25 protein-coding genes and 1 CRISPR repeat array are annotated in these 21887 nt (G+C 55.4%); of the genes, 9 read left to right on the forward strand and 16 right to left on the reverse strand.

Features of this window, described 5'->3' with window-relative positions; all coding sequences use genetic code 11:
• The first annotated feature begins 58 nt into the window (after positions 1–58).
• The 4 genes from minD to ACZ5M3_RS03630 all read left to right on the forward strand — a co-directional run bounded on the left by minD (position 59) and on the right by ACZ5M3_RS03630 (position 3063).
• Complete coding sequence (minD, locus tag ACZ5M3_RS03615) at positions 59–838, forward strand: cell division ATPase MinD (protein ID WP_464840317.1); 780 nt, start codon at positions 59–61, stop codon at positions 836–838.
• Positions 838–1086 (forward strand): hypothetical protein, encoded by a 249-nt coding sequence (locus ACZ5M3_RS03620; protein WP_297091344.1) that lies wholly within the window; start codon positions 838–840, stop codon positions 1084–1086. The genes minD and ACZ5M3_RS03620 overlap by 1 nt, the downstream gene beginning before the upstream one ends.
• 90 nt (positions 1087–1176) lie before the next feature.
• Positions 1177–1425: a hypothetical protein gene (locus ACZ5M3_RS03625; protein ID WP_297091345.1), complete on the forward strand. Its 249-nt coding sequence runs from the start codon at positions 1177–1179 to the stop codon at positions 1423–1425.
• Positions 1426–1551: 126 nt separating this feature from the next.
• The gene (locus ACZ5M3_RS03630) at positions 1552–3063 is read left to right on the forward strand and encodes an AMP phosphorylase (RefSeq protein ID WP_464840318.1); all 1512 of its coding nucleotides are present in this window, start codon (positions 1552–1554) and stop codon (positions 3061–3063) included.
• 1 nt (position 3064) lies between these two features.
• Here ACZ5M3_RS03630 and ACZ5M3_RS03635 read toward each other — a convergent pair whose 3' ends face one another.
• A complete protein-coding gene (locus ACZ5M3_RS03635; RefSeq protein ID WP_464840319.1) occupies positions 3065–3457 on the reverse strand; it encodes a DUF2095 family protein in 393 nt (130 codons plus the stop codon).
• Positions 3458–3517: 60 nt separating this feature from the next.
• Here ACZ5M3_RS03635 and ACZ5M3_RS03640 point away from each other — a divergent pair, with 60 nt between their 5' ends.
• Positions 3518–3967 carry a GIY-YIG nuclease family protein gene (locus ACZ5M3_RS03640; protein ID WP_464840320.1) on the forward strand — a complete coding sequence of 150 codons (450 nt, stop codon included), beginning with the start codon at positions 3518–3520 and terminating at the stop codon, positions 3965–3967.
• A complete protein-coding gene (locus ACZ5M3_RS03645; protein ID WP_464841079.1) occupies positions 3957–4718 on the forward strand; it encodes a phosphoglycerol geranylgeranyltransferase in 762 nt (253 codons plus the stop codon). Before ACZ5M3_RS03640 ends, ACZ5M3_RS03645 begins: the two co-directional genes overlap by 11 nt.
• Here the strand turns inward: ACZ5M3_RS03645 and ACZ5M3_RS03650 are convergent.
• The gene (locus tag ACZ5M3_RS03650; protein WP_464841081.1) at positions 4715–4954 is read right to left on the reverse strand and encodes a hypothetical protein; all 240 of its coding nucleotides are present in this window, start codon (positions 4952–4954) and stop codon (positions 4715–4717) included. The two genes, ACZ5M3_RS03645 and ACZ5M3_RS03650, sit on opposite strands and share 4 nt — an antisense overlap.
• Before the next feature lie 151 nt (positions 4955–5105).
• On the opposite strand from ACZ5M3_RS03650, the gene ACZ5M3_RS03655 reads away from it, so the two are divergent.
• A complete protein-coding gene (locus ACZ5M3_RS03655; RefSeq protein ID WP_464841083.1) occupies positions 5106–5948 on the forward strand; it encodes a M55 family metallopeptidase in 843 nt (280 codons plus the stop codon).
• A gap of 101 nt (positions 5949–6049) precedes the next feature.
• On the opposite strand, the gene ACZ5M3_RS03660 is transcribed toward ACZ5M3_RS03655, so the two are convergent.
• Positions 6050–8386, reverse strand: a complete 2337-nt coding sequence (locus ACZ5M3_RS03660) for a DEAD/DEAH box helicase (RefSeq protein WP_464840321.1) — start codon at positions 8384–8386, stop codon at positions 6050–6052.
• Between the two features lie 49 nt (positions 8387–8435).
• Here ACZ5M3_RS03660 and ACZ5M3_RS03665 point away from each other — a divergent pair, with 49 nt between their 5' ends.
• On the forward strand, positions 8436–8906 hold the full coding sequence (locus ACZ5M3_RS03665; RefSeq protein WP_464840322.1) for a hypothetical protein: 471 nt from the start codon (positions 8436–8438) through the stop codon (positions 8904–8906).
• On the opposite strand, the gene ACZ5M3_RS03670 is transcribed toward ACZ5M3_RS03665, so the two are convergent.
• From ACZ5M3_RS03670 to ACZ5M3_RS03695, 6 genes are all read right to left on the reverse strand, one after another.
• A complete protein-coding gene (locus tag ACZ5M3_RS03670) occupies positions 8855–9514 on the reverse strand; it encodes a segregation/condensation protein A (RefSeq protein ID WP_464840323.1) in 660 nt (219 codons plus the stop codon). The two genes, ACZ5M3_RS03665 and ACZ5M3_RS03670, sit on opposite strands and share 52 nt — an antisense overlap.
• Positions 9515–9519: 5 nt before the next feature.
• On the reverse strand, positions 9520–13086 hold the full coding sequence (smc, locus tag ACZ5M3_RS03675) for a chromosome segregation protein SMC (RefSeq protein WP_464840324.1): 3567 nt from the start codon (positions 13084–13086) through the stop codon (positions 9520–9522).
• Between the two features lie 58 nt (positions 13087–13144).
• Positions 13145–13570, reverse strand: a complete 426-nt coding sequence (locus ACZ5M3_RS03680) for a DUF835 domain-containing protein (RefSeq protein WP_464840325.1) — start codon at positions 13568–13570, stop codon at positions 13145–13147.
• 171 nt (positions 13571–13741) lie between these two features.
• Positions 13742–14143 carry a methylmalonyl-CoA epimerase gene (gene mce, locus ACZ5M3_RS03685; protein ID WP_297091365.1) on the reverse strand — a complete coding sequence of 134 codons (402 nt, stop codon included), beginning with the start codon at positions 14141–14143 and terminating at the stop codon, positions 13742–13744.
• On the reverse strand, positions 14140–15099 hold the full coding sequence (gene meaB, locus ACZ5M3_RS03690) for a methylmalonyl Co-A mutase-associated GTPase MeaB (RefSeq protein ID WP_464841084.1): 960 nt from the start codon (positions 15097–15099) through the stop codon (positions 14140–14142). Before meaB ends, mce begins: the two co-directional genes overlap by 4 nt.
• A gap of 47 nt (positions 15100–15146) precedes the next feature.
• Complete coding sequence (locus tag ACZ5M3_RS03695; protein ID WP_464841085.1) at positions 15147–15578, reverse strand: cobalamin B12-binding domain-containing protein; 432 nt, start codon at positions 15576–15578, stop codon at positions 15147–15149.
• 120 nt (positions 15579–15698) lie between these two features.
• On the opposite strand from ACZ5M3_RS03695, the gene ACZ5M3_RS03700 reads away from it, so the two are divergent.
• Positions 15699–16355, forward strand: a complete 657-nt coding sequence (locus ACZ5M3_RS03700; protein WP_464840326.1) for a PHP domain-containing protein — start codon at positions 15699–15701, stop codon at positions 16353–16355.
• A 66-nt stretch (positions 16356–16421) separates the two neighbouring features.
• Positions 16422–17731: direct repeats of the CRISPR family, unit length 30 nt; unit sequence CTTTCAATTCTCCCAGAGTCTTATTGCAAC.
• Positions 17732–18187: 456 nt separating this feature from the next.
• Here the strand turns inward: ACZ5M3_RS03700 and ACZ5M3_RS03705 are convergent.
• From ACZ5M3_RS03705 to ACZ5M3_RS03735, 7 genes are all read right to left on the reverse strand, one after another.
• Positions 18188–18754 carry a Maf-like protein gene (locus ACZ5M3_RS03705; RefSeq protein ID WP_464840327.1) on the reverse strand — a complete coding sequence of 189 codons (567 nt, stop codon included), beginning with the start codon at positions 18752–18754 and terminating at the stop codon, positions 18188–18190.
• 117 nt (positions 18755–18871) lie between these two features.
• Positions 18872–19066, reverse strand: coding sequence for a hypothetical protein (locus tag ACZ5M3_RS03710; RefSeq protein WP_464840328.1), 195 nt, complete (start codon positions 19064–19066; stop codon positions 18872–18874).
• Between the two features lie 48 nt (positions 19067–19114).
• Complete coding sequence (locus ACZ5M3_RS03715) at positions 19115–19282, reverse strand: hypothetical protein (protein WP_464840329.1); 168 nt, start codon at positions 19280–19282, stop codon at positions 19115–19117.
• 1 nt (position 19283) lies between these two features.
• Positions 19284–19508, reverse strand: coding sequence for a hypothetical protein (locus ACZ5M3_RS03720; protein ID WP_464840330.1), 225 nt, complete (start codon positions 19506–19508; stop codon positions 19284–19286).
• Complete coding sequence (locus ACZ5M3_RS03725) at positions 19501–19734, reverse strand: hypothetical protein (RefSeq protein ID WP_464840331.1); 234 nt, start codon at positions 19732–19734, stop codon at positions 19501–19503. Before ACZ5M3_RS03725 ends, ACZ5M3_RS03720 begins: the two co-directional genes overlap by 8 nt.
• Positions 19724–19960 carry a hypothetical protein gene (locus tag ACZ5M3_RS03730; protein ID WP_464840332.1) on the reverse strand — a complete coding sequence of 79 codons (237 nt, stop codon included), beginning with the start codon at positions 19958–19960 and terminating at the stop codon, positions 19724–19726. The genes ACZ5M3_RS03725 and ACZ5M3_RS03730 overlap by 11 nt, the downstream gene beginning before the upstream one ends.
• A 46-nt stretch (positions 19961–20006) precedes the next feature.
• Positions 20007–21815: a PINc/VapC family ATPase gene (locus ACZ5M3_RS03735; protein WP_464840333.1), complete on the reverse strand. Its 1809-nt coding sequence runs from the start codon at positions 21813–21815 to the stop codon at positions 20007–20009.
• Between the last annotated feature and the right edge of the window lie 72 nt (positions 21816–21887).

Below are 21887 nucleotides of genomic sequence, written 5' to 3' on the forward strand. Positions count from 1 at the left end.
AAGTTCAGAAACGCTTTATAGGAAAGGGCGGTCACCGCTCATACCGGGGGTGTTAACTTTGGAAGGTCGCTCAATTGTTTTTGCATCGGGAAAAGGTGGAACGGGTAAAACAACGACTGTTGCCAATCTGGGTGTTGCCCTGGCCCAGTTTGGAAAGGAGGTCATCCTGCTGGATGCCGATATAACCATGGCAAATCTCAGCCTTGTTCTCGGTATGGAGGATATACCAATAACGCTCCACGATGTTCTGGCAGGAGAGGCCGATCTCAGAGATGCAATCTACGAAGGTCCCGCCGGGGTCAAGGTAATCCCCGGTGGATTGAGCCTTGAGAAGATCAAAAAGGCCAAGCCAGAGAGGCTCAGGCAGCTGATCAGGGAAATCGGACAGATGGCCGACTTTGTTCTCATCGATGCCCCGGCCGGCCTTGAGATGACATCCGTTACGGCGCTCCTCATCGGCAAGGAGCTGATAATCGTCACCAACCCGGAGATTTCGGCCATTACTGACTCCCTCAAGACCAAGCTCATAGCGGAAAAGCTCGGAACCCTCCCGCTTGGAGCCATACTCAACAGGGTCACCAACGAGAAGACCGAACTGACACAGGAGGAGATAGAGGCCATCCTTGAAGTGCCGGTTCTCGCCATGATACCTGAAGACCCAGAGGTCAAGCGCGCCTCCGCCTATGGTGTGCCGCTCGTCATCAAGAACCCTACCAGCCCGGCGGCCATAGCGATCAAGCAGCTCGCAGCCAAGCTCGCAGGAATTAGGTGGCAGGCGCCCGAGCCAGAGAGCCCGATAAAGAGAGTGTTCAAAGCGCTGTTTGGAGGGAAGAGGTAATGGCCGAGGCACTGCTCTACGGGATAGTGGTCATCCTCATCGTGCTCAACATCGTCCTCCTCATGCTCTACTACTCGGCCAAGAGCAACCCGTACTACGTTGTTTACGACGAAGAAACCAAGAGCGCCCTCAAGAGGCGTGTCACCAGCCTCAAGGAGGACCTTGAGAGCGAGCTCGTTGACTTCGACGTCGAAGAGTGGGAGAAGACCCTTGAGGAGTCAATAGACGAGGAAGTCCGGAACCTCTGAGCTTTTCTAACCCTTTTGTTATTAAACATCTCTGTGACGTTAAGCTTTAAAAGGCCTTCTACATTAACCCTAATCTGGAGGTGGGGCGCTATGAAGGTTAGGCTCGGCTATCCGGACAGGATAGTCGAGGTGGATAACAAGGTTGTTCGGGTTTTTAAGGGGAGACTTGTAAGCGCCCCCCTCAGTGAGGTTATCAGGTACTACATCAGAGGAGAGGGACTGCTCCCTCCGGCTGTGAGGGAGGTGGTGCCAGACATCGTGAGGGCTCTTCTGAGCACCGGCGAACTCCATGCAGACGTGCTGACCGTTGCTGAGTACGGACACGGCATCAGCAGCTGATTCTTTTTACATTTCTCTGCCAAGCTCTATGGACAGTTTCGCTCACTTTAACAGCCAACCAGTCGAAAACATTTAAGTACTCTTCTGTTCAATAGTGTGAACTCGTGTGTAAAAGGAGGGATGAAAATGAAGGTCAAGGTTAGGATACTCGACATGTACAGCGGAAGGTATTCTGTCTTCATAAATGAGAAGGAAGCCAAAAAAGCCAAGCTGCACCCGGACGACCTGGTGAAGATCGAGGCAGGCAAAAAGACGGTCTATGGTAGTGTGGTTGTTAGCAGCCTCGTAAAGGAGGGCGAGATAGGTATAAGCAAGGACATACTCGGGCTCCACAGCTTCTCTGAGGGAGAAGTCGTCACTGTAATACCCAGCGGCACTCCGGAGAGCGTCCGCTACATCAAAAAGAAGATGCGCGGAGAGAAGCTCAGGAAGGTGGAGATAGAAGCGATAATCAAAGACATCGTGGACAGAAAGCTCCGCGACATCGAGATAAGCTCCTTCGTCACCTCACTTGAGATAAACGGCCTTGATATGGACGAGATAGCGGCGCTGACGATAGCGATGGCCGAGACCGGCGACATGCTCGACATCGACAGGAAGCCCATAATGGACGTCCACAGCATCGGCGGCGTCCCCGGAAACAAGACCAACATACTCGTCGTGCCCATCGTTGCCGCTGCAGGATTGACGATACCCAAGACCAGCTCAAGGGCGATAACCAGCGCCGCTGGAACGGCGGACGTCGTCGAGGTTTTCGCGGATGTTAGCTTCTCCCTCGACGAGATAAAGCGCATAGTGGAGAAGATAGGCGCCTGTATGGTCTGGGGCGGCGCCCTGAACCTCGCTCCGGCGGACGACATAACAATCAAGGCCGAGCGCGCACTGAGCATCGACCCGACCGGTCTGATGCTCGCCAGCATAATGTCCAAGAAGTACGCGATGGGAAGCCAGTACGTGCTCATCGACATCCCGACCGGCAAGGGAGTCAAGGTCGAGACCGTCGACCAGGCAAGGGCACTCTCCAGGGACTTCATAGAGCTCGGCAGAAGGCTCGGCCAGTACGTGGAGGTGGCCATAACCTACGGCGGCCAGCCGATAGGCCACACCGTTGGTCCGGCACTGGAGGCCAGAGAAGCTCTCTCAGCCCTCATGACCGGCAAAGGGCCTGGAAGCCTGATAGAGAAGGCCACGGGACTTGCCGGTATCCTCCTTGAGATGGGCGGAGTCGCACCGACCGGAATGGGCAAGAAGATGGCAAGGGAGATTCTCGAAAGCGGCAAGGCCTACCAGAAGATGAGGGAAATTATAGAAGAGCAGGGCGGGAACCCAGACATCAAGCCCGAGGAGATACCCGTCGGGGACAAGACATACACCTTCACCGCACCAACCAGCGGCTACATAACCGGAATAGACAACCGAGCCATCACGGGAATAGCCAGAGCCGCCGGTGCTCCAGAGGACAAGGGGGCAGGAATAGAACTCTACGTCAAGGTTGGAGAAAAGGTCAAGGAGGGAGACCCCCTATTCACGATACGCGCCGAGAGCGAGGCGAGGCTCGATCAGGCGATAGTCTTCGCCAGGAGAACGGAGCCGATAAGGATAGAGGGAATGGTCCTTCAGAGGATAGGGAACATCTGACTTATTCCCTTTTTCTGTGTCTCTCGTACCATCCCCACTCTTTTTTGGGACCGAAAGCCCTTACGCCCTTCTGGACGAGGGTTATACGGAGCTCCTTGGCCATCTCGTGGGTTATCTCACCGCGCTCCTCCATCCAGTTGATTATCTCAAGCGCCTCGTCGTCCGTTTCGCATCTCCTGAGGAAGTCTATGACAGTCGGGTTGTAGCCGGAGAAGTCCCGCATCTCATCATCCTCTGCAATCGCCCTTTTCTCGCTCGTCCTGTACGCGTCTATCGGGACGCCCTCTTCCTCAAGCTCCTTTGCCAGAGTCGGAAAGCGCTCCTCGAACTCGTCCCTGTCGTACTCCTGCCAGGCAAACTCGTCAATGGGGCGCTTCTTTTTCTTTTCGTCCATACGTCACACCAATAAAGAGTTGGGTCAGGAGTTTATAAACCCTGAGTGAGAGTCTTTCCCATGAAGGGTGCGTACTTCCTCGTTATCCGTCTGCCTGATGAGAGGGAGATAGCCACAAAGGGCAGGAGGTTCGTTTTAAGGGGGGGCTACTACGTCTACGTCGGCTCCGCCATGAACTCCCTTGAGAAACGGGTTGCAAGACACTTCAGGAAAGACAAAAAGCTCCACTGGCACATAGACTTTCTCCTGAGGGATGCAGAACTCCTAAGGGCTTACATGATCCCCAATGAGGAGAGGATTGAGGAGAAACTCTCCGTCGAAGTCTCCAAGCACGGAGAGGCGGTGGAAGGTTTCGGCGCCAGTGACGTTGAGGTGGGGACAAACCTCTACAGATTCGAGAAAGAACCTGACGCGATCCTAGTCGGAATACTTGAAAATCTCCGCCTGAAATGGAAAAGGGTTAAAAGTGAGAGGGAAGCTATAGAATTCGGTGGGAAAAATGAAGCTTGAACTGGGGAGGGTCGAGTCGTACATTCATGAAAAGCTCAAAAGGGAAAAACTCCACTTTGTTCTCATTGACCCAGACGACGTTACCCCCGACGTTGCCGGAGAGATAGCCAGGATGAGTGAGGAAGCCGGCGCGGATGCGATAATGATAGGCGGCTCCACCGGGGCTGAGGGAGACGTTCTGGACGGTGTGGTGAAAGCCATAAAAGAGAGCTCAGACCTCCCCACGATACTCTTTCCCGGCTCTCACGGAGGAATAAGCAGGCACGCGGATGCCATATTCTTCATGAGCCTGCTCAATTCAACCAACCCGTTCTTCATAACCGGTTCCCAGGCACTGGGGGCGTTCACAGTTAAGCGCTACGGCATAGAGCCCATACCTATGGCGTATCTGATTGTTGAACCTGGAGAAACGGTGGGCTGGATAGGGGACGCCAAGCCAATCCCAAGACACAAGCCGAAGATCGCGGCGGCCTACGCCCTGGCCGGCCAGTACCTCGGGATGCGTCTCGTCTACCTGGAGGCGGGAAGCGGGGCGAGGGAGCCCGTTCCGCCCGAGATGATCTCCCTCGTCAGGAAGGTTATAGACGTCCCCCTCATAGTCGGGGGAGGCATAAGAACCGGGGAGCAGGCGAGAAAAGCGGTTGAGGCCGGGGCGGATATAATAGTCACCGGGACGGCTATTGAGAAGGCGGGTTCGCTTGAGAAGGCCAGAGAAAAGCTGGAAGAGCTCAATAAGGGGATAAAGGGTTAGGCCTCGGAGAGAACTTTGAAGGTTATCTTTCCGTCCTTGATTATCTTCCTGAGCTCCGAGAGGAGCCTGGGGGCATCGTCCTCCACTATCTCCATTCTGATTTCGCTAATACCTTCCGCATCGGGCGGGAAGAAGTGTATATCCCGAATCTTGCCCCTAACCTTTTCATAAAGACGGCCCAGAATCTTTCCTCTTCCGTCGTAGGGCAATTTAATGTCCAGTTCAACAATTTGCATGCCAATCACCACTCTGTTTTATGAAAAAAGGCCTATATAACCCTTTTCATGAGCGGGAATTATCGAATTTTGTGCCTTATATTCCCGTCGGTTATATCGCCCACCACAAGACTTATCTTTTATCGCTTCGATTTTTATCGTGGTGATGTCGATGCGTGCGTTCATATCCCTCGACCTTGAGGGCCTGCCGTACATAGTCAGCCGGCAGCACCTGTTCGTCAAGGGTGCCCTGTACTCGGAGGCAAGAAAGATAGCGACAGAGATAGTGAAGGTCACGGCCGAGACGCTGCACGAAAACGGTTTTGATGAGATCATCGTAGCCGACAGCCACGGGCCGATGGTCAACATCCTTCCGGAGGAGATGCCCGAGTACGTCGAGCTGGTCAGGGGCTTCCCAAGGCCGCTCAGCATGGTGGCCTTTGCAAAGGGAAGCGATGCCGCGCTCTTCCTCGGCTACCACGCCAAGGCAGGAACGGACAGAGCGACCTTCGACCACACGTACAGCGGGGCGAGCGTGGACAGGCTTGAAATCAACGGCGTTGAAGTTAGCGAGTTTCTGCTCAACGCCTACCTCCTGGGGAGCTGGGGAATCCCCGCGATTCTCGTCGGTGGCGATATGAGATTGATAGAAACGGACGTCAAAGCCTTCACCCCCTGGGTCGTCGGCGTTCCCTTCAAGGAGTCCCCCTCGCGCTACGCCGCCAAGAGCCCCGGGATGAGCAGGATAAAAACGATGCTGAGGGACGGCGTTGCCGAGGCCGTCGAAAGGCTGAGGAGGGGAGAGGCAAAGCCGCTCGTGACGAGGAAACCCGTTCACGTTAAGGTCCGCTTCCTCAGAAGCGACATGGCGGACACGGCCGAACTGCTGCCCTTCGTGAGGCGCGTGGATGGAAAGACCGTAGAGTTCGAGGCCAGAAACCTTGAGGAAGCCTACAAGGTTTTCGAGCTGCTCACCTTAGCTGCAGCGGGAGTGAACGCCATAGTCACAAGGTAATAGGAAGTGTGCCCCCGGGGAGCGAAGGGGAATCACGGCTCGCCGAGGCGCTCATCCCCCGCGGTTTCCCGGGGGCAATTTAATTTCCCCAAAATCCAGCCTTAAGTTTTGTCCTCGTCCTCAACATAGGGTGCGGTTATCACCTTTCTTATCTCCCTCGCCTTCTTTTTGCCTATCCCCTCAACTTCTTGGAGCTCCTCCTCCGTGGCGGTGAAAACGCGCTCAACGTTTCCGAAGTGCCGGAGGAGTCTCTTCGCGAGTGTGGACGAGACGTAGGGGAGGCCCTCAACGATGAGCCTCTGTCTCTCAGCGAGGGTCAAAGCCTTCTTCTCGCTCCTGAGGCGAACTTCCTTCTTCCTCTCCTCCTGCTCGCGCTTCGCCAAGAGGTAAATGAACTGGGCGGTCTCTTCCGTTCCAGACGAGAACAGTACCGGCACGCCCCAGTCGATGGTCACCGCCGCTATTGCTCCCCGGATAGCGTTTGGGTGAACGTTCCTTATGCCGTAAAGCTCGCCCTCTATGATTATCACCGGCTTTTCGTAGGCTTTCCTTAATCGCTCCACCTGGTCGAAGAGCCTGCCGTCGATGATGGACTGTATGAAGTCGTTGGCGCTCTTCCTCTCTATCCCGATCTCCTCGCTCACAACGTAGTCGGCAACATCGAGGGTTCTGACCTCTACCTCCACCCCTAGCTCCTTCAGGTGCTTTGGAACGCCGCTCCTGAGCTCGCGACTGTCGACGTAAACGACTATACCCTTGGGCTTTCTCACGAAGACCGGCTTTATCGGGAGCTTTTCGTAGACCCCCTCTCTGGGAGGCGCGGGCTTTTCCTTCGGCTTCAGGAACTCATCGAGGGACGTTACCCTTCCCTTTGAGGACATCTCAACACGCTCCGCTGTCCTTTCTCTTATTTTACCCCTCCCCGGATGAGCCTTCTCAAGCTCCCGGGCGAGCTTTCTTATGGCATCAAACATCCCCTTCTCCTTCCTCCGGGAGCTCCAGTAGTAGGCCTCATCGCGGGTCCCTTTGGCCATCAGGATGACGACCTTTCCGGGTCTGTGCCTGCCCGTCCTGCCGCGCCTCTGGATGCTCCTTATGGCTGAGGGCACCGGCTCGTAGAAGACGACGAGGTCGACCTCGGGCACGTCGAGGCCCTCCTCACCAACGCTCGTGGCCACCAGAACGTTGAACTCGCCGCGCGAGAACCTCTCAAGGGTCTCCTTCTGCTCCCTCTGGCTCATCCCCCTGTCGTTGCTCCTGCTCGCCTGGCCGATGAAGCGCTCGGCCGTTATTCCCTCCCCCCGGAGAACCTCCACGATCTTCCTCCCGGTGTCCCTGTAGTTCGTAAAGACTATGATTTTTGAGTTCGGCTTTTTCTCCAGCTGCTCCTTAACCAGCCTCAGCATGCTCTCCATCTTCGGGTGGTCGAGGCCAAGCTCCTTCGCCTGGACGAGGAGGTATATCACCTTCCTCATGCGAGGGTCTTCCATGAGCTGCCTGCTCGACTTCGTCCTCTTGTCCTCGCGGAGCTTCTTGAGGTAGGCCCTCAGCGCGGTTAGCCCCTGGGTTTCGAGCAACTCTATCGCGTGCTGGAGCTTCACGGCCTTCGCCTGGTACATCCTGAGCCGGCCGAGCTCGTAGTTTCCCCTCGCGACCTCCCGATTTATTTTTGAGCCGGCCTGGAGAACCTCCCTTTTCGGAATGTCCGGCGAGTAAGTGGAGACAAGCTTGAACTGGGCTAGGGGTTTGAGGCTCTCCTTGAGCATTTCCCTCAAAAGTTTCCGCACCTCCTTGTAGATGCCGGGGAGTTCGACCTTCACCCACTCGAAGCTCATTCTCTGCACGTATGGCCTGACGTCGGGGGAGCTCTCGGTCCTTATCTCGATGTGCTCTATCCCTAGGTTCCTTATTATCTCCCGTATCCTATCCTCGTCGCTTCCCGGGGATGCCGTGAGGCCGAGGACGAGCGGGTGTCTGGCAGTCCTTAGGTACTCTCTGGCTATGAATACGTAGGAGTAGTTGCCCACCGCTCTATGGGCCTCGTCAAAAACGAGAAGGACAACGTCCTCCAGGGAGATTTTCCCCGTAAGGATGTCGTTTTCAACGGTTTGGGGCGTGGCGGTTACTATCGCGCTTCTTTCCCACAGCTCAGCCCTCTGTTTGGGTGAGAGCTCGCCCGTGAGGACGTTGATCCTCTCCGGGGGAATGTCGAAGAGCCGCCTAAAGCTCTCGGCGTGCTGGAGCGCGAGGGGCTTCGTCGGGGCGAGCATGAGAACCCTGCCGCCGTACTTCGAGAGCCTGTAATCGGCTATGAGCATGGCTATAAGCGTCTTTCCTAACCCAGTTGGCAGAACGACAAGGCAGTTGGTCTCCTTACAGCGGGCGTAGATTACCTCCTGATAAACGCGGGGCTCGATTAGATCGCGGCGAAGATACATGTGCCTATATCCTCGGCGAAGTTTATAAATTCTCGGACGAAGTTAGGGCATGCTCCTCACGAGGCACGCCAGGGAGAGGCTCGCCAAAAGGCTGGCGAAGAGGCGGAGGCTTGAACGCATATACGCCGAGCTGTGGGACTTCCTCGACCGCTCGCGGAGGATCGAGGTGAATGGGAAGGTAGTAATCCTCACTGACGGGAGAAAGAGTCTGGTCTGTGCCAGGCTCGAATGCGAGATGCTATCCCTGGAGGAAATCAGGGAGAGGGTCTCCGGGATTTCCGAGGCCTACGACTGCGTCTTCTTCGATGGGAGAACCGCAAGGCACACACTCCCGCGGAAATTCGTTGAAGGCCTTCCTGACGGGAGGTACTGCTTCTACATGAACCGGAAAAAGAAGAGCCTCTATATCGGGCGGGAGGAACCCCTGCTGGTCATAACAATAAGGCCGGCAAAGAGGGAAGAAAGGGATCAGGCCTCCTCCACGGGCACAACGAGTATCTCCCCGAAGGGCTCCTCCTGAATGAGGTCAACCTTGCCCATGTTGGAGAGGAACAGGAGGTAGAGGAAGGTTCTGGCGACTATCTTCGGCGTCGGGTCGAAGACAAGGTCCCAGAAGTTTATGGGCTCCCCCGTTTCCCTGTACATGTTAACGACTATCTCGTGGAGCCTGTACACGTGCTTCTCGATGTCAACGCGGAAGTCGTCGACGACGAACACCTCCTCCTCTATCTCGACCTTCTTCCTCCTCCGCGGCTTCCTCTTCTCTGCCTCCTCAAGGGCATCCATCAGGGCATCCAGGAGGTCGTCGAAGGTGTAGTAGCGCTCGACCCTCCTGAGCGGAGGGGCTAAAGGCTCAACGTCCACCCTTATGCGCTCCTCGTGGTGTTCCTCCTCTTCCTCCTCGTCGGCGTGGAGCAGAGCCTCACTCTTCATCCTGACAAGTATTGATGCCGCCAGGATGGCCCTCGCCGAGACGCGGAGGTCCAGCTCTTTCATCTCCCTCAAACGCTCGATGTACTTCTCGGTCAGGTCAACGATGTCTATGTTCCAGGGGTCGACCTTGCCCATGGTGACGAGCTGGAGGAGAATGTCGACGGGCGTTATCTCCTCCTCACGGCGCGATTCCATCGTCCTCACCCGCTCAGGTGTCCGAACATCTCAGCATGCTCCGCCTCGCTCCTCTTCCTGGCCTCTTCGAGGATCTTCATGGCCTTCTCAAGGCTGAGCGCTACCACCCTAGACACGCCGTTCCTCATGCTGACGCCGATTATCTTGTCCGCGTTGGCCATCATGACGTCCCTCAGGGTTATGACTATGAACTGGCTGTTCTGGGAGGCCTCCTTGATGAGATCAGCCACACGCTTGACGTTGGCATCGTCGAGGTGTGCATCGATCTCGTCGAAGAGGTAGAACGGGGCAGGCTTGTAGCGCTGTATCGCAAAGACAAAGGCGAGGGCAGTTAAGGCCTTCTCACCGCCGCTCATCGCCTCTATCCTCTTGACGTCCTTTCCTGCGGGCTTTGCCTCTATCTCAAGGCCGCCCGCGAACGGATCCTCAGGGTTCTCAAGGATGAGCCTGGCGCTTCCTCCAGGAGAGAGCTTGGCGAAGAGCTCCGAGAAGTTCCTGGCTATTTCACTGAGGGTCTGCATGAAGACGTTCCTCTTCTGGCCCTCTATCTCCTCGATGAACTCCTCGATGCTCTCCTTTTCAGCAACCACCTGCTCGCGCTTGCTCTTCAGCTCAAGGTAGCGCCTTTCAACGACCTCGAAGTCCTCGATGGCCTTCATGTTGACGGGCTCAAGGGAGCGTATCTCCTCCTCCATCTTCTCTATCTGCTCCCTCAGGGCCTCAAGCTCCAGCGGGACTTCCTTTATTGACTTGATGAGCCTGGCATCGTGGTGCTTGAGCTCGTCCTGCTTCTCCTTCAGCGTCGCCTCGTACTGGGCGAGCTTTATCTTGAGGGTGTTGGCCTCTATGCGGAGCTCCTGGAGCTTGGAGTTGAGTTCGTCCTTCTCCGAGCGGAGGTCGATTATTTCGTTCTTGACTCTCTCACGCCTCTCGCGGAGCTCCTTGAGCTCGTCCTTAACGCTCTCCTCGGCCTTTCTGAGCTCCTCAAGTTCCTTCTCGAACTCCTTAATGGCCTTCTCGTTCTCGGTGATGTTGGCCTTGAGTGCGTTTATCCTGTTCACGAGTCCCTCTATTTCCTCCTCAAGGTCGGCCTTCCTAGGAAGGAGCTCCTCGTTTATCCTTATCTCAAGGCTTTCGAGCTTGCTCTCGACCTTGCCCAGCTCCTCCCTGAGCTTGCTTATCTCGTGCTCAACTTCCCTTATGCGCTGGTTCAGCTCCCTCGCCTCTGGGTTCTCCAGGGCCTTCTTAAGCCGCTCCTTCTTCTTCTCAAGCCGCTCTATCCTTCCCCTGAGCTTCGCCATGTCCCCCTTTGTCCCGTGAATCCTCTTCTCAAGCACCTCAATGAGCTTCTCGCTCTCCTCGATGGACTCCTTGAGGGCTCTGTCCTCAGAGAGGAGACGCTCCATCTCCCTCTGGACGACCTGCAGGTCCTTGCTCAGGTCGCTCTTCTTCATGCGGAGCTCGAAGAGCTCGTTCTGAAGGCCCTTAACCTCGATCCTGAGCGCGTTGACTGAAGACTCCAGAGTCTCTTTCTCGCGTTCGAGCTTCTCGACCCTCTTCCTTATCTCATCGACGTTTACCCCGAGCTTGCCCCTTGGCCTGTAGTGGCCGCCGGTTATCGCTCCGCTCCTCTCAAGGAGCTCACCGCCGAGGGTCACCATGCGAACCTTCCCGATTCCAACGGTTCTTGCCTCGTCCATATCGTTCACGATGAGCGTATCCCCGAGGGCGTAGGCGACGGCGTTCTTAAAGCGCGGGTCGTACTGGACGACGTCCATCGCGGGGATTCCAAGGGAGGGCTTCTCGCGCATCGAACGGGGCTTTATCTTATTGAGCGGGAGGAATGTGAGCCTTCCGAGCTTTCTCTCCTTGAGGAGCCCGATGGCCTTTTCGGCGACCCGGTCGTCCTCCACCACGACGTTGTCGTAGTTCCCGCCGAGGGCGACCTCCACCGCCAAAGCGTAGTCCTTGTCCGCGACAGTTATCAGCTCCCCGAGGGGCCCGTAGAGGCCTGGGATGTTCTGGTTCTTGAGGAACTCGACCGCACGATTTCCGCGAACCTCTCTCTGAGCCTCGGCCTTGATGAGCTCTTCCCTGGCCTTGGAGAGCTCTCCCTCGACCCTTCTGAGGGCTTTGGTCTTCTCCTCGAGCTCCTTCTCGGCTTTTCTAAGCCTGGCCTCGCCCTTGGACATCTTCCCATCTATCTCTCCGAGCTCGGAGCGCTTGGCCTCAAGGGACTTCTTGGCCTCACTGATTTTGGACTTGAGCGCCGTTCTCCTGGCACTATCCTGAGCGATCTTGGCCTTAAGGCGCTCTATCTCTTCCTCGAACTTCTTGATATCGCTTTCCTTCATGTAGAGCTCCTTCTTGGCCTCTTCAAGCTCATCAACGACCTTGTCGAAGTCCTGCTTGGCTATCGCAAAGTCCCTGTCTATCTCCCCGAGCTTGATGACCAGCTCGTTCTTAACGACCTCCTTCTCCTTGATCTCTGCCTTGAGCCTCTCGCGCCTCTTTGTCCAGCGCTGGATGGCGTTTTTGCTCTTTTCTATCTCCTCCGAGACCTTCTTCAGCTCCTCCTTGGTCTTGGCGAGCCTGTGCTGGCTGTCCTCTATTTCCTTCTTAGCCAGCTCGATGTTCTTCCTTGCCATCTCGATCTTCGACTGAACCTCGCTGATCTTCCGGGTAACCTCAAGGATGCCGTCCTCGCTCTTCTCCTCAAGCTCCTTCTCGATGGCGTTGAGCTCCTTCTCCTTGGTGACTATCTCCTTGGCTATATCCTTGAGGCGTTCTTCTATGGCTGCTATCTCCGCCTCTATCTCCTTGTCGCGGAGGGTGTTCTCCTCGATCAGGGACTTCAGCTTCCTTATCTCGGCCAGGAGAAGCGTTACTTTGGCCTTTTCAACACGCTCCTTAAGGTCGAGGTACCTCAAAGCGTCGTTGCGCTCCTTTTCGAGCTTGTCGAGCTGGGACTTAACTTCCCTGATAAGCAGATCAACGCGCGCGAGGTTTTCCTCCGCCTGCTTGAGCTCCTTTAAAGCTTTCTCCTTCTTCGCGTCGTACTCCGCTATTCCGGAGATTTCGTCTATGAGCATCCTCCTCTCGGTGGGGCTCATCTTGATGAACTTGGTGATGTCGCCCTGGAGAACGAGGTTGTAGCCCTCGGGCGAAATCATGGCTGCGCTGAGGACATCGAGGATGTCGCTCCTGCTCGTTCTCTTGCCGTTGAGCCAGTAGGTGCTCCTGCCGTCGGGATAAACGCGGCGCTTTATCACGACCTCGTCTTCATCGACGGGAAAGCCCCTGTCCTCGTTGTTGAAGTACATCGCGACCTCGGCGTACTTTGCCGGCGCCTCCGTTTTTGTGCCCGCGAAGATCAAATCGCTTATCCTGGTGGCACGCATGGCTTTAGCGGACAGTCCGCCGAGAACAAAGAGAACGGCGTCACCAATGTTGCTCTTTCCAGAACCGTTGGCACCAACGATCGCTGTAAACCCCTTAGAAAGCGGGACAACTACCTTTCGGTTACCGTAGGATTTGAAACCTTTCATTTCAATCTTCTCGATGTACGGCATGCCCTACACCTAAATTGGAGAATGATGGGATAGGTTATATAACTTTACCTGCGGCGGCTCACTCGACGATTCTGCGCAGGATGTTGAGCACCTTGCTGTCTATGCCGTCGCTAACCGTAACGTAAAAGTCCGAGTTCTGCATAACGGCCATGTCCCGTATCTTACTCACAAACCGGAGCGTGGGTTCGACACCGTTCTCTATCATCAGGTACTCAACAGCATCCAAAACGACGTCGGATTTGTTGTTCTCCAGACGGTCCCACACAATCTGCTCGATGACGTGGAGTCTGGAGGGGGGAACTGCCGCCGGATGGGAAACTTTTGTAACCCACACATGGTGGACGTTGGGGGCTTTGACCTCAAAGGGAGGCCTCCTGGTTATCAGTATTTTCCCCCTGTGCGGATTTCTGGTGAGGACATCGTTGAGACGGCGGTAATCAACAATCCGTGACCCCCTCCTTCGGGGCCACCCCCTAAACATCATAAGTCATCACTTCTCATATTACTTGACTCATAAGGTCATGGCATTACAGCCGCAGTAAGTTTGTTAATGTTCTTATAAATGTTACTGTGTGTGACTAAATACACAGATGCCCAGACCATCGAGTTAAAGAGAAAAAACGGGACCACACATCCAAAATAGACGCTTCAGGCATCACTTTTCCCTTTCACAGAGTTCGAGAAGCACACCCGTTACCGCCTTTGGGTGAACGAACGCTATCTTCGCACCACCGGCGCCGATGCGGGGCTTCTCATCAATGAGCCTGTATCCCTCAGCCTTGAGCTTCTCAAGGTGCTCCTCGATGTTATCAACGCCGAGGGCTATGTGGTGTATGCCCTCACCGCGCTTGGCGATGAACTTGGCTATCGGTGAGTCCTCGGAGGTTCCTTCGAGGAGCTCTATCCTGCTCTCGCCGACGTGGATTATCGCGGTCCTTACCTTCTGGTCGGGCACCTCTTCGATCTCCTCGACCTTGAGGCCGAGGCCTTCCCAGACCTTGATGGCCTCGTCGAGGTTTTTAACGGCTATACCAACGTGGTCTATCTTCTTTATCATACCTTCACCCCCAGGGCTTTTTCAAGTACAAGATCCGCGGCAGAGTAAGGGTCCATCTCCCTCCTCACGATCTTCTCTATCAGGGCCGCCACCTCTTCCTCATCGAGCCTCTCACTTATTGCCTTGGCTATCCTGCCCGAGACTATCGTCTTGACCTCCTCCTCGGCCCGGAACTTCCTCTTCCGCTCTATCTCACCGCTGCGCTCAAGAAACTCGTGGTGCTCCTTTACGGCCGCCCAGAGCTCTCTGATCCCCCTCATGGTGGTTGCCACGGTCTCAACTATCGGCGGCCTCCAGCCGCGCCTCTCCCAGCGCTCCTTCTCAAGGTCGAGCATGAGGTTGAGCTCAAAGTACGTTGCGTCCGCCCCTTCCTTGTCGGCCTTGTTGATTACGAACACGTCCGCTATCTCCATCAGCCCGGCCTTTATCGCCTGCACGTCATCCCCCAGGCCGGGCACGGTTACGAGAACCACGGTATCGGCCGTCTTAACGATGTCAATCTCGATCTGACCGACGCCGACGGTCTCAACGAAGATGACGTCACAGCCGTAGGCATCGAGAACCTTTATGGCATCGTTCGTGGCCTTGGCGAGTCCGCCGAGGGAGCCCCTGGTCGCCATGCTCCTGATGAAAACACCGGGGTCGGTGGAATGCCTCTGCATCCTTATCCTGTCGCCGAGCAACGCTCCGCCCGTAAACGGCGAGGTGGGGTCTATGGCTATCACGCCGACGACCTTTCCCTCCTCACGAACGACCCTGATGAGCTTGTCGAGAAGGGTCGATTTTCCAGCCCCCGGCGGCCCGGTTATGCCGACGACGTAGGCGTTTCCCGTGTGGGGATAGATCCTGCGTATTATCTCCCTCGCCTTTTCCTCATCGTTCTCGACGAGGGTTATGAGCCTCGCCGTGGCGCGCCTGTCTCCCTGGAGCATGCGTTCTATAAGGTCGTCTATCATCGTCACCACTCGGACAAATTATCCAGGAAGAAATTATAAAGGTTGGGTCATGCCGACCTGAACTTCCTGAGCCTCGGAACGTTCTCATCTATGAAGCTTATTATGTCGCCGATCGGACTTCCCGGACCGAAGACCTTGGCAACGCCGCTCTTCTCAAGCTGCTCGGCATCGTCGGGCGGGATTATTCCGCCGGCTATGACGAGGACGTCCTCGTTGGGCTTTATACCGCGCTCCCCAAGGAGCCTCAGGATCTTGGGGATCAGAACCATGTGTGCGCCGGAGAGGATGCTTATTCCAAGGACGTCAACGTCCTCCTGGATGACGCTCTCCACAATCTGCTCCGGGGTCTGCCTTATGCCAGTGTATATGACCTCAAAACCAGCGTCACGCAGGGCCCTCGCAACGACCTTGGCTCCCCTGTCGTGACCGTCAAGTCCCGGCTTTGCAACGAGAACCCTAACCTTGGAGCGCTCGACCATTTTCACCACCGGGTGAGTTTTGTTCCGGACGGTATTTAAAGGTTGTCAAAACTCAAGGTTGGGCTTTACTTTGGATATTTTGTCCAGAAGGCTTTTTAATCCCCCCGAGAAGTCCCTAACATGCCCGAGTTCCCCCACGACGTCCACACCCACACCGCCTACTCGGACGGCACCGGGAGTGTGGGCGACAACGTTGCTGCCGCCGAGGAGAAGGGGCTGAAGCTCCTCGGGATAACAGACCACAGCCACTACCTCACCGGAAAGGCCTTCAACCGTTACGTGAGGGATATCGAGCGGTGGAAAAACGAGGCCGATGTTGTTCTCATGGCGGGCATTGAGGCCAATATAACCCACAGCGGCGTTGACGTCGCCGGAGGCATGAGGAAAAGTGTGGACTACGTGATAGCCAGCGTTCACCTCTGGCTCGATGACCCCGAGGAGTACGTCGAGCTGGTTAAACTCGCCCTCCTCGACGAGAACGTGGACATAATCGGCCACTTCGGGGCCAGCTTCAGATACATCGGGTATCCAAGCGAGGAGAGCCTTGGAGAGGTCCTTGAGCTGGCCGAGGAGAGGGGGAAGGCCTTCGAGATAAGCTCCCGCTACAAGGTCCCGGGGATGGACTTTGTGAGGGAGTGCGTAAAACGAGGCATAAAGCTCGTCTTTTCAAGCGACGCCCACTGGCCGAGGGGAATAGGTAACGTTGGATGGAGCGAGAGGGTCTTCAAAAAGGCCGGCGGAAGAAAGGAAGACCTGCTGTTTGGAGAGTTTTTATAGGCCATTTTTCTCTGAAGTCTTATTGCAACTTTGGAGTGTCTATACAGGCCGCATACAACTGTGCAACTTTCAATTCTCCCAGAGTCTTATTGCAACCAAGAAACTGGGATGGGAGGTCGATGACATAGATGTCTTTCAATTCTCCCAGAGTCTTATTGCAACTCGGGGTCTATGAACTGAATGACAACCCGGAAGTCTGCTTTCAATTCTCCCAGAGTCTTATTGCAACTCTACATAGTCGATCCTCCTGAGGGCCTCCTCGAGGTCTTTCAATTCTCCCAGAGTCTTATTGCAACAGTGAGGGGGTGTTTGGGAATGGGCCGGTCTACGCGAAACCTTTCAATTCTCCCAGAGTCTTATTGCAACAAACATTATGATGAAGCCCGTCACGAGGATGTACTTTCTTTCAATTCTCCCAGAGTCTTATTGCAACGTTTATCGTCGCCATAACGTAAACCGTGTTTGGCGACCTTTCAATTCTCCCAGAGTCTTATTGCAACACGACTTCTTTATAGCATACAAGTGATAGCGGGGTGGCTTTCAATTCTCCCAGAGTCTTATTGCAACGATAGAATACTCAGTTATCTTTATCTCGCCGCTGTTAACTTTCAATTCTCCCAGAGTCTTATTGCAACGTTCTTATACTCAACACACTTCCTTATCCTCCCGTTCAGCTTTCAATTCTCCCAGAGTCTTATTGCAACCCGTTCACAACTTCCGCCCTCAACCTCAACACCTCCACTTTCAATTCTCCCAGAGTCTTATTGCAACCCAGTCCGAAAGAGCTGGCGCATGTTCTGAAAAGGGACTTTCAATTCTCCCAGAGTCTTATTGCAACCCAACGACCGTGTAGTTCCCTATCTGTGTTCCGTCGCTTTCAATTCTCCCAGAGTCTTATTGCAACTCGCCCGCCACGGCGCCGGCAAGGGAGTAAAGAAGGCTTTCAATTCTCCCAGAGTCTTATTGCAACCGGCGAAATGGTGGCGAACCGGCTATATGTGGAGGTCGCCTTTCAATTCTCCCAGAGTCTTATTGCAACCCCAAGGAGCGAGCTTTTTCCTCACGTAGTAAACTTGTCTTTCAATTCTCCCAGAGTCTTATTGCAACCGCCTGAAAAATATAAGTCCCGTAAACGAAGTAACAGGCTTTCAATTCTCCCAGAGTCTTATTGCAACTCACGAGGTAAACGTCAATGTCTCCCTTCCCAAAGCCTTTCAATTCTCCCAGAGTCTTATTGCAACCTTCATCTGCGTCCGGTTTAAACGGGCCTCCGTTCCCCTTTCAATTCTCCCAGAGTCTTATTGCAACTCTCACGTAACCCAGGACGCCCGGCCTCCCCGGGTTGACTTTCAATTCTCCCAGAGTCTTATTGCAACAGGCGGGTTTTTCCCTTCCTTAGCCTAACAGAGGATTTGACGGGCTTCAATCTTATAAGCCTTTCCTCGGAGGGGTGTCTTTTGTGCCTTCTGAAGACCCTGTTTTGACGATGTTTACGCCAAAATTACAGAACTCCGGGCGCGCTGAGGGTTCCCCAGCCGGTGGGCAGAAAAGATCACGCAACTTTCCGGGAATTGACAGGGGTTTAATCCCCGCGAGAACTGTCAGGGCGCCCGAAGATCCAAAATAAAACGATGTCCGCGAGGAGAAGGTGTCCTTCCGGCCCATTCCAGCTTGATTTCAATAATTCGAAAAAATTTCGTTACAAGATTATACGTTTATTGTAACATTTAGTGGGATGATAACAGGAGGTGACTAAAGACTTCCGGAGGGTTAAGGAACCCCCAGATTCCACGCAGAGATGTCCAGCGGGAGAATTTGAAAAACGCGCGGAGTTAACGCGGTAGAATGCTAAAGCCCAGCTCCCTCAGCTTCCAGACTATCTCCAGAGGGAAGCCGACGACGTTGTAGTAGTCTCCCCGTATCCACTCGACGAAGAGGCCGGCCTTCCCCTGTATGCCGTAGGCACCCGCCTTGTCCATGGGCTCGCCGGTTCTGATGTAGGCCCGGATCAGCTCATCGTCGAGCTCCCTGAACTTTACCTCCGTCACGACCGCCCCGGGGTGCTCCTCGCCGCGGTGGACGATGCAGTAGCCAGTCGTGACCCTGTGAACCCTTCCGCTGAGGAGCTTCAGCATCCTGAAGGCGTCTTCCTCGTCCCTGGGCTTGCCGAGGATGTGACCATCTATACTGACCACCGTATCGGCGCCGACCACAGTAACACCCGCCCCGAGACGCTCGTACACCTCCCACGCCTTTCTCCTGGCCAGCTCGACGGCGTATTCCGTGGGGTTCTCCAGCCCACACTCTTCCTCGGCGGTGCTGGGCACCACCCGGAAGCCGCGGATGAACTTTGCGAGTATCTCACGCCTCCTGGGACTCGCCGATGCCAGAACCAGCATGGTAGTCCCTCCCGAAAAGGGTTAAAAAACCTTGCGAGAACAAACTCCGGCGATGAAGACAATTTCGCTAGCTGATGGGTGATGAGTACCCTCGCAGCTGAGCCTTTACCCCGCACCTCAGAGGATTTTCTGAATCCCTCTCCTGAAGCTCCCCCACAGGAGGTACAGGAATGCAGCAGCCCAGAAAACGCCCCCAATGACCAGCGCCAGGGTGCCGGGTTCCACTAATATGCCGTAGGTATAAAGGCTCAAAGCGGCTCCGAGGGTGGCCCAGAAGACCTTATCCTGCCATATCCCCGCCATCGTCCTCATCTCCCTGAGACTCGCCGAGGGCGAATTCCAGTTCGAGGATTCTGTCCTTCAGGCGCTCCAGCTCCCGCCAGATGGTAAGGAGCAGAAAGGCCAGGACAAAAAAGCAATGCCGAGATAGAAATCCGCCGAACCTCTGCTCTTGGGCTGAGCCCTCAGGAGGACTGAGATGGATACGAGCAGTGCAAAGAGAGCTGAGAGGTCCCTCATGAGCTTCATCTCACTCCACCGTCCCGAGCTCTTTCCTGAGTGCCCTTATCTCATGTTGAAGCTTCCATATCTCTGACCGTAGCGCATCGATTTCACTCGCTATTACGATAACCGTCCAGCCGACCACGGCGAACAGGATGGCGGTCATGAGGGCAGAGAACCATCCCTCCGGACGCACCACAGTGAGTACCGAGAGGACGATTATTGCGAACCCCCTGACGGAGACGTCAGCCATCGGCGGTGCCTCCATAGGCTTTGAGGCCCTCTATTTCCCGCCTCAGAGATTCGAGCTCTTCGCTGAACTCCCTCCTCATCTCGCCCATCTTCCAGATGATGAGCCCCAGCACAAGGAGCAGCGGGCCAAAGAACAGCCCGGCTTCCCCGGCTATAAACAGCATCACCAACCCAGCTCCAGTCACGACCGCCCCAACGGCCTCAAGGGTGTCATGCTCACTCCCCATCTTTCGTGCCCTCCCTTTCGTCCCGGAGCGCCTTTAGCTCCTCCTTAATGCTTCTGACTTCACTGCTGAGCTCCCACATCTTGACGATAAGAACGACGAGCAGGGCCAGGGGCAGGAGTCCAAGGAACAGCAGCATCAGGCTGGGACCGCCGGGGATGAAAGGCATGAATATCAGGAGTATGAAAAAGATCGCCCCGAGGATGGCCAGCACGTCAGCGAGTCCCACTCCTTACCACCATAAAAAAGAAGAAAGCAAACTATAAAAGGTTTTCTCAGGCGGTCGCCCAGATTGGAATGCCCGCCTCGATGAGCCTTTTCAGTTCTTTCCCTATGGGCGTGCTCTTGCTGACCTTGACGAGGCCCTTCTTGCTTGGAGTGGCCGTAAAGACGTACTGCTCGCCCCCGTAGAACTTCAGCGGCCTCTTTGCGTAATCCGGAGAAACCCTGAGCACTATCGTTTTCTTCTTCTCCTCTATCTCGACGGGTATCCTCTCCTTCGGCCGCTCGGCCTCCCTCTCCGTGAAGCTCTTGACATCGATGCTTATGCCTATCCTCTTCTCCAGCTCGGTGATGCGCTTGCCCTTCTTGCCGATTATCGCCGGGATGTCAAACTCGTCGGCGTAGATTATCGCCTTGTGCGGGCTGACTATCTCGACCTCGGTGTAAACATCCGGCAGGAACTTCTTTATCTCCTGCTTTAGCCTCTTCTCAGCGAGCCTTAAGGCCGGGGCTTTTTCCTCCTTCTTGACCGGGACGACGCTTATCTCCTCGCCGTAGGTGTATATCTCGTACTCCAGCTCGCCGGTCTCGAAGTCGCGGACCTCTATCACCGGCCTGGCCAGATCCTCCTCCCTCATGCCGCTGGGCACCTTGACGAGGTACTCCAGCGTCAGAACCTTGGCAACGCGGCCGGCCTTGATGAAGATTACCGTGTCCACTATCTGGGGTATCATTCCGAGCTCGACCCTGCCGATGAAGCGCTGGACTGCATCGATGGGCTTGGTGGCGTGCACAACCCCGACCATGCCCACCCCCGCGAGCCTCAGGTCGGCGTATATCTTGAAGTCGCTCGTCTTCCTCATCTCGTCGAATATCGTGTAGTCCGGCCTAACCAGGAGGAGTATGTCACCGGTCTTCTCCATCCTGCCGCTCAAAGCGGTGTACTGCGTTATCTCCTCCCCAACCTGGAGGTCGCGCGGCTTCTCCATGGTCTTGACTATCCTGCCCATGCCAGCGTACCACTCGGCCAGAGCCTGGGCGAAGGTCGTCTTTCCTTCACCGGGCGCTCCGGCTATGAGTATCCCCTCGGCCTTCTCCCTGAGGCGCTCCATGAGCTTCTCGCTCAGCCCGTAGTCCTCAATGCTCAGCTTCTTGACCGGCCTGACGGCGGTTATCTCTATCCTGTCGGCGAAGGGCGGTTTGGCTATGACTATGCGGTAGTTCCTGAGCTGGACAACGGTCGCCCCGGGCTCGTCGAGCTCTATGAAGCTCTCGGGGTCGCGCTTCGCCCTCTCGACTATGTCGTCCGCTATCTCCTCCAGCTCTTCATCGGTAAGGATCTCGTCCCTAACCGGAACGAGCCTCCACTCCCCGGGCCGTCCCTTCTTCGCAAGGGGCATCAGTCCGGCCTTCAGGTGAACGCTCATCGTGGTCTCGTCGAAGAAGTCCTCCAGGCGGTGCTTGACCTCCTTTCTGGCGGTCAGGTAAATTACGTCTATGCCTTTGGCTATCGCGATGTCCCTCTGCACCCCGTCGCCGGTTATCAGGGTGGCGCCCAGCTCCCTGGCTATCTCTCTGACCATGTTGTCTATCTCCCCGGACTTGGCCCTCCTTATCTGCCAGAGCTCGGGCCTTTCTCCGTGGAATTCCAGGATAATCCTGCCCTCGTTGGCCATCTCCCGAAGTTTTTTGAGCTCCTCAAGCCCCACGTGGCCTATCGCCTTCCCCTCGTTGGCCTGGTGTTCTATCTCCGCAACCACGGCCTCAGGGATGATGACCTTAACGTCCTCATCGATACCCGCGAGGAACTGGGTAAGCCTGCCATCCACGATCACGCTCGTATCAGCAACAAACATCCTCATATCTCTCACCCCAGAAGATTCGAAACTCTCCCGTTGTTTACATTACTTCCAAGGGGTGCTATAACTAAAGGT

This window comes from Thermococcus coalescens (genome assembly GCF_055392585.1).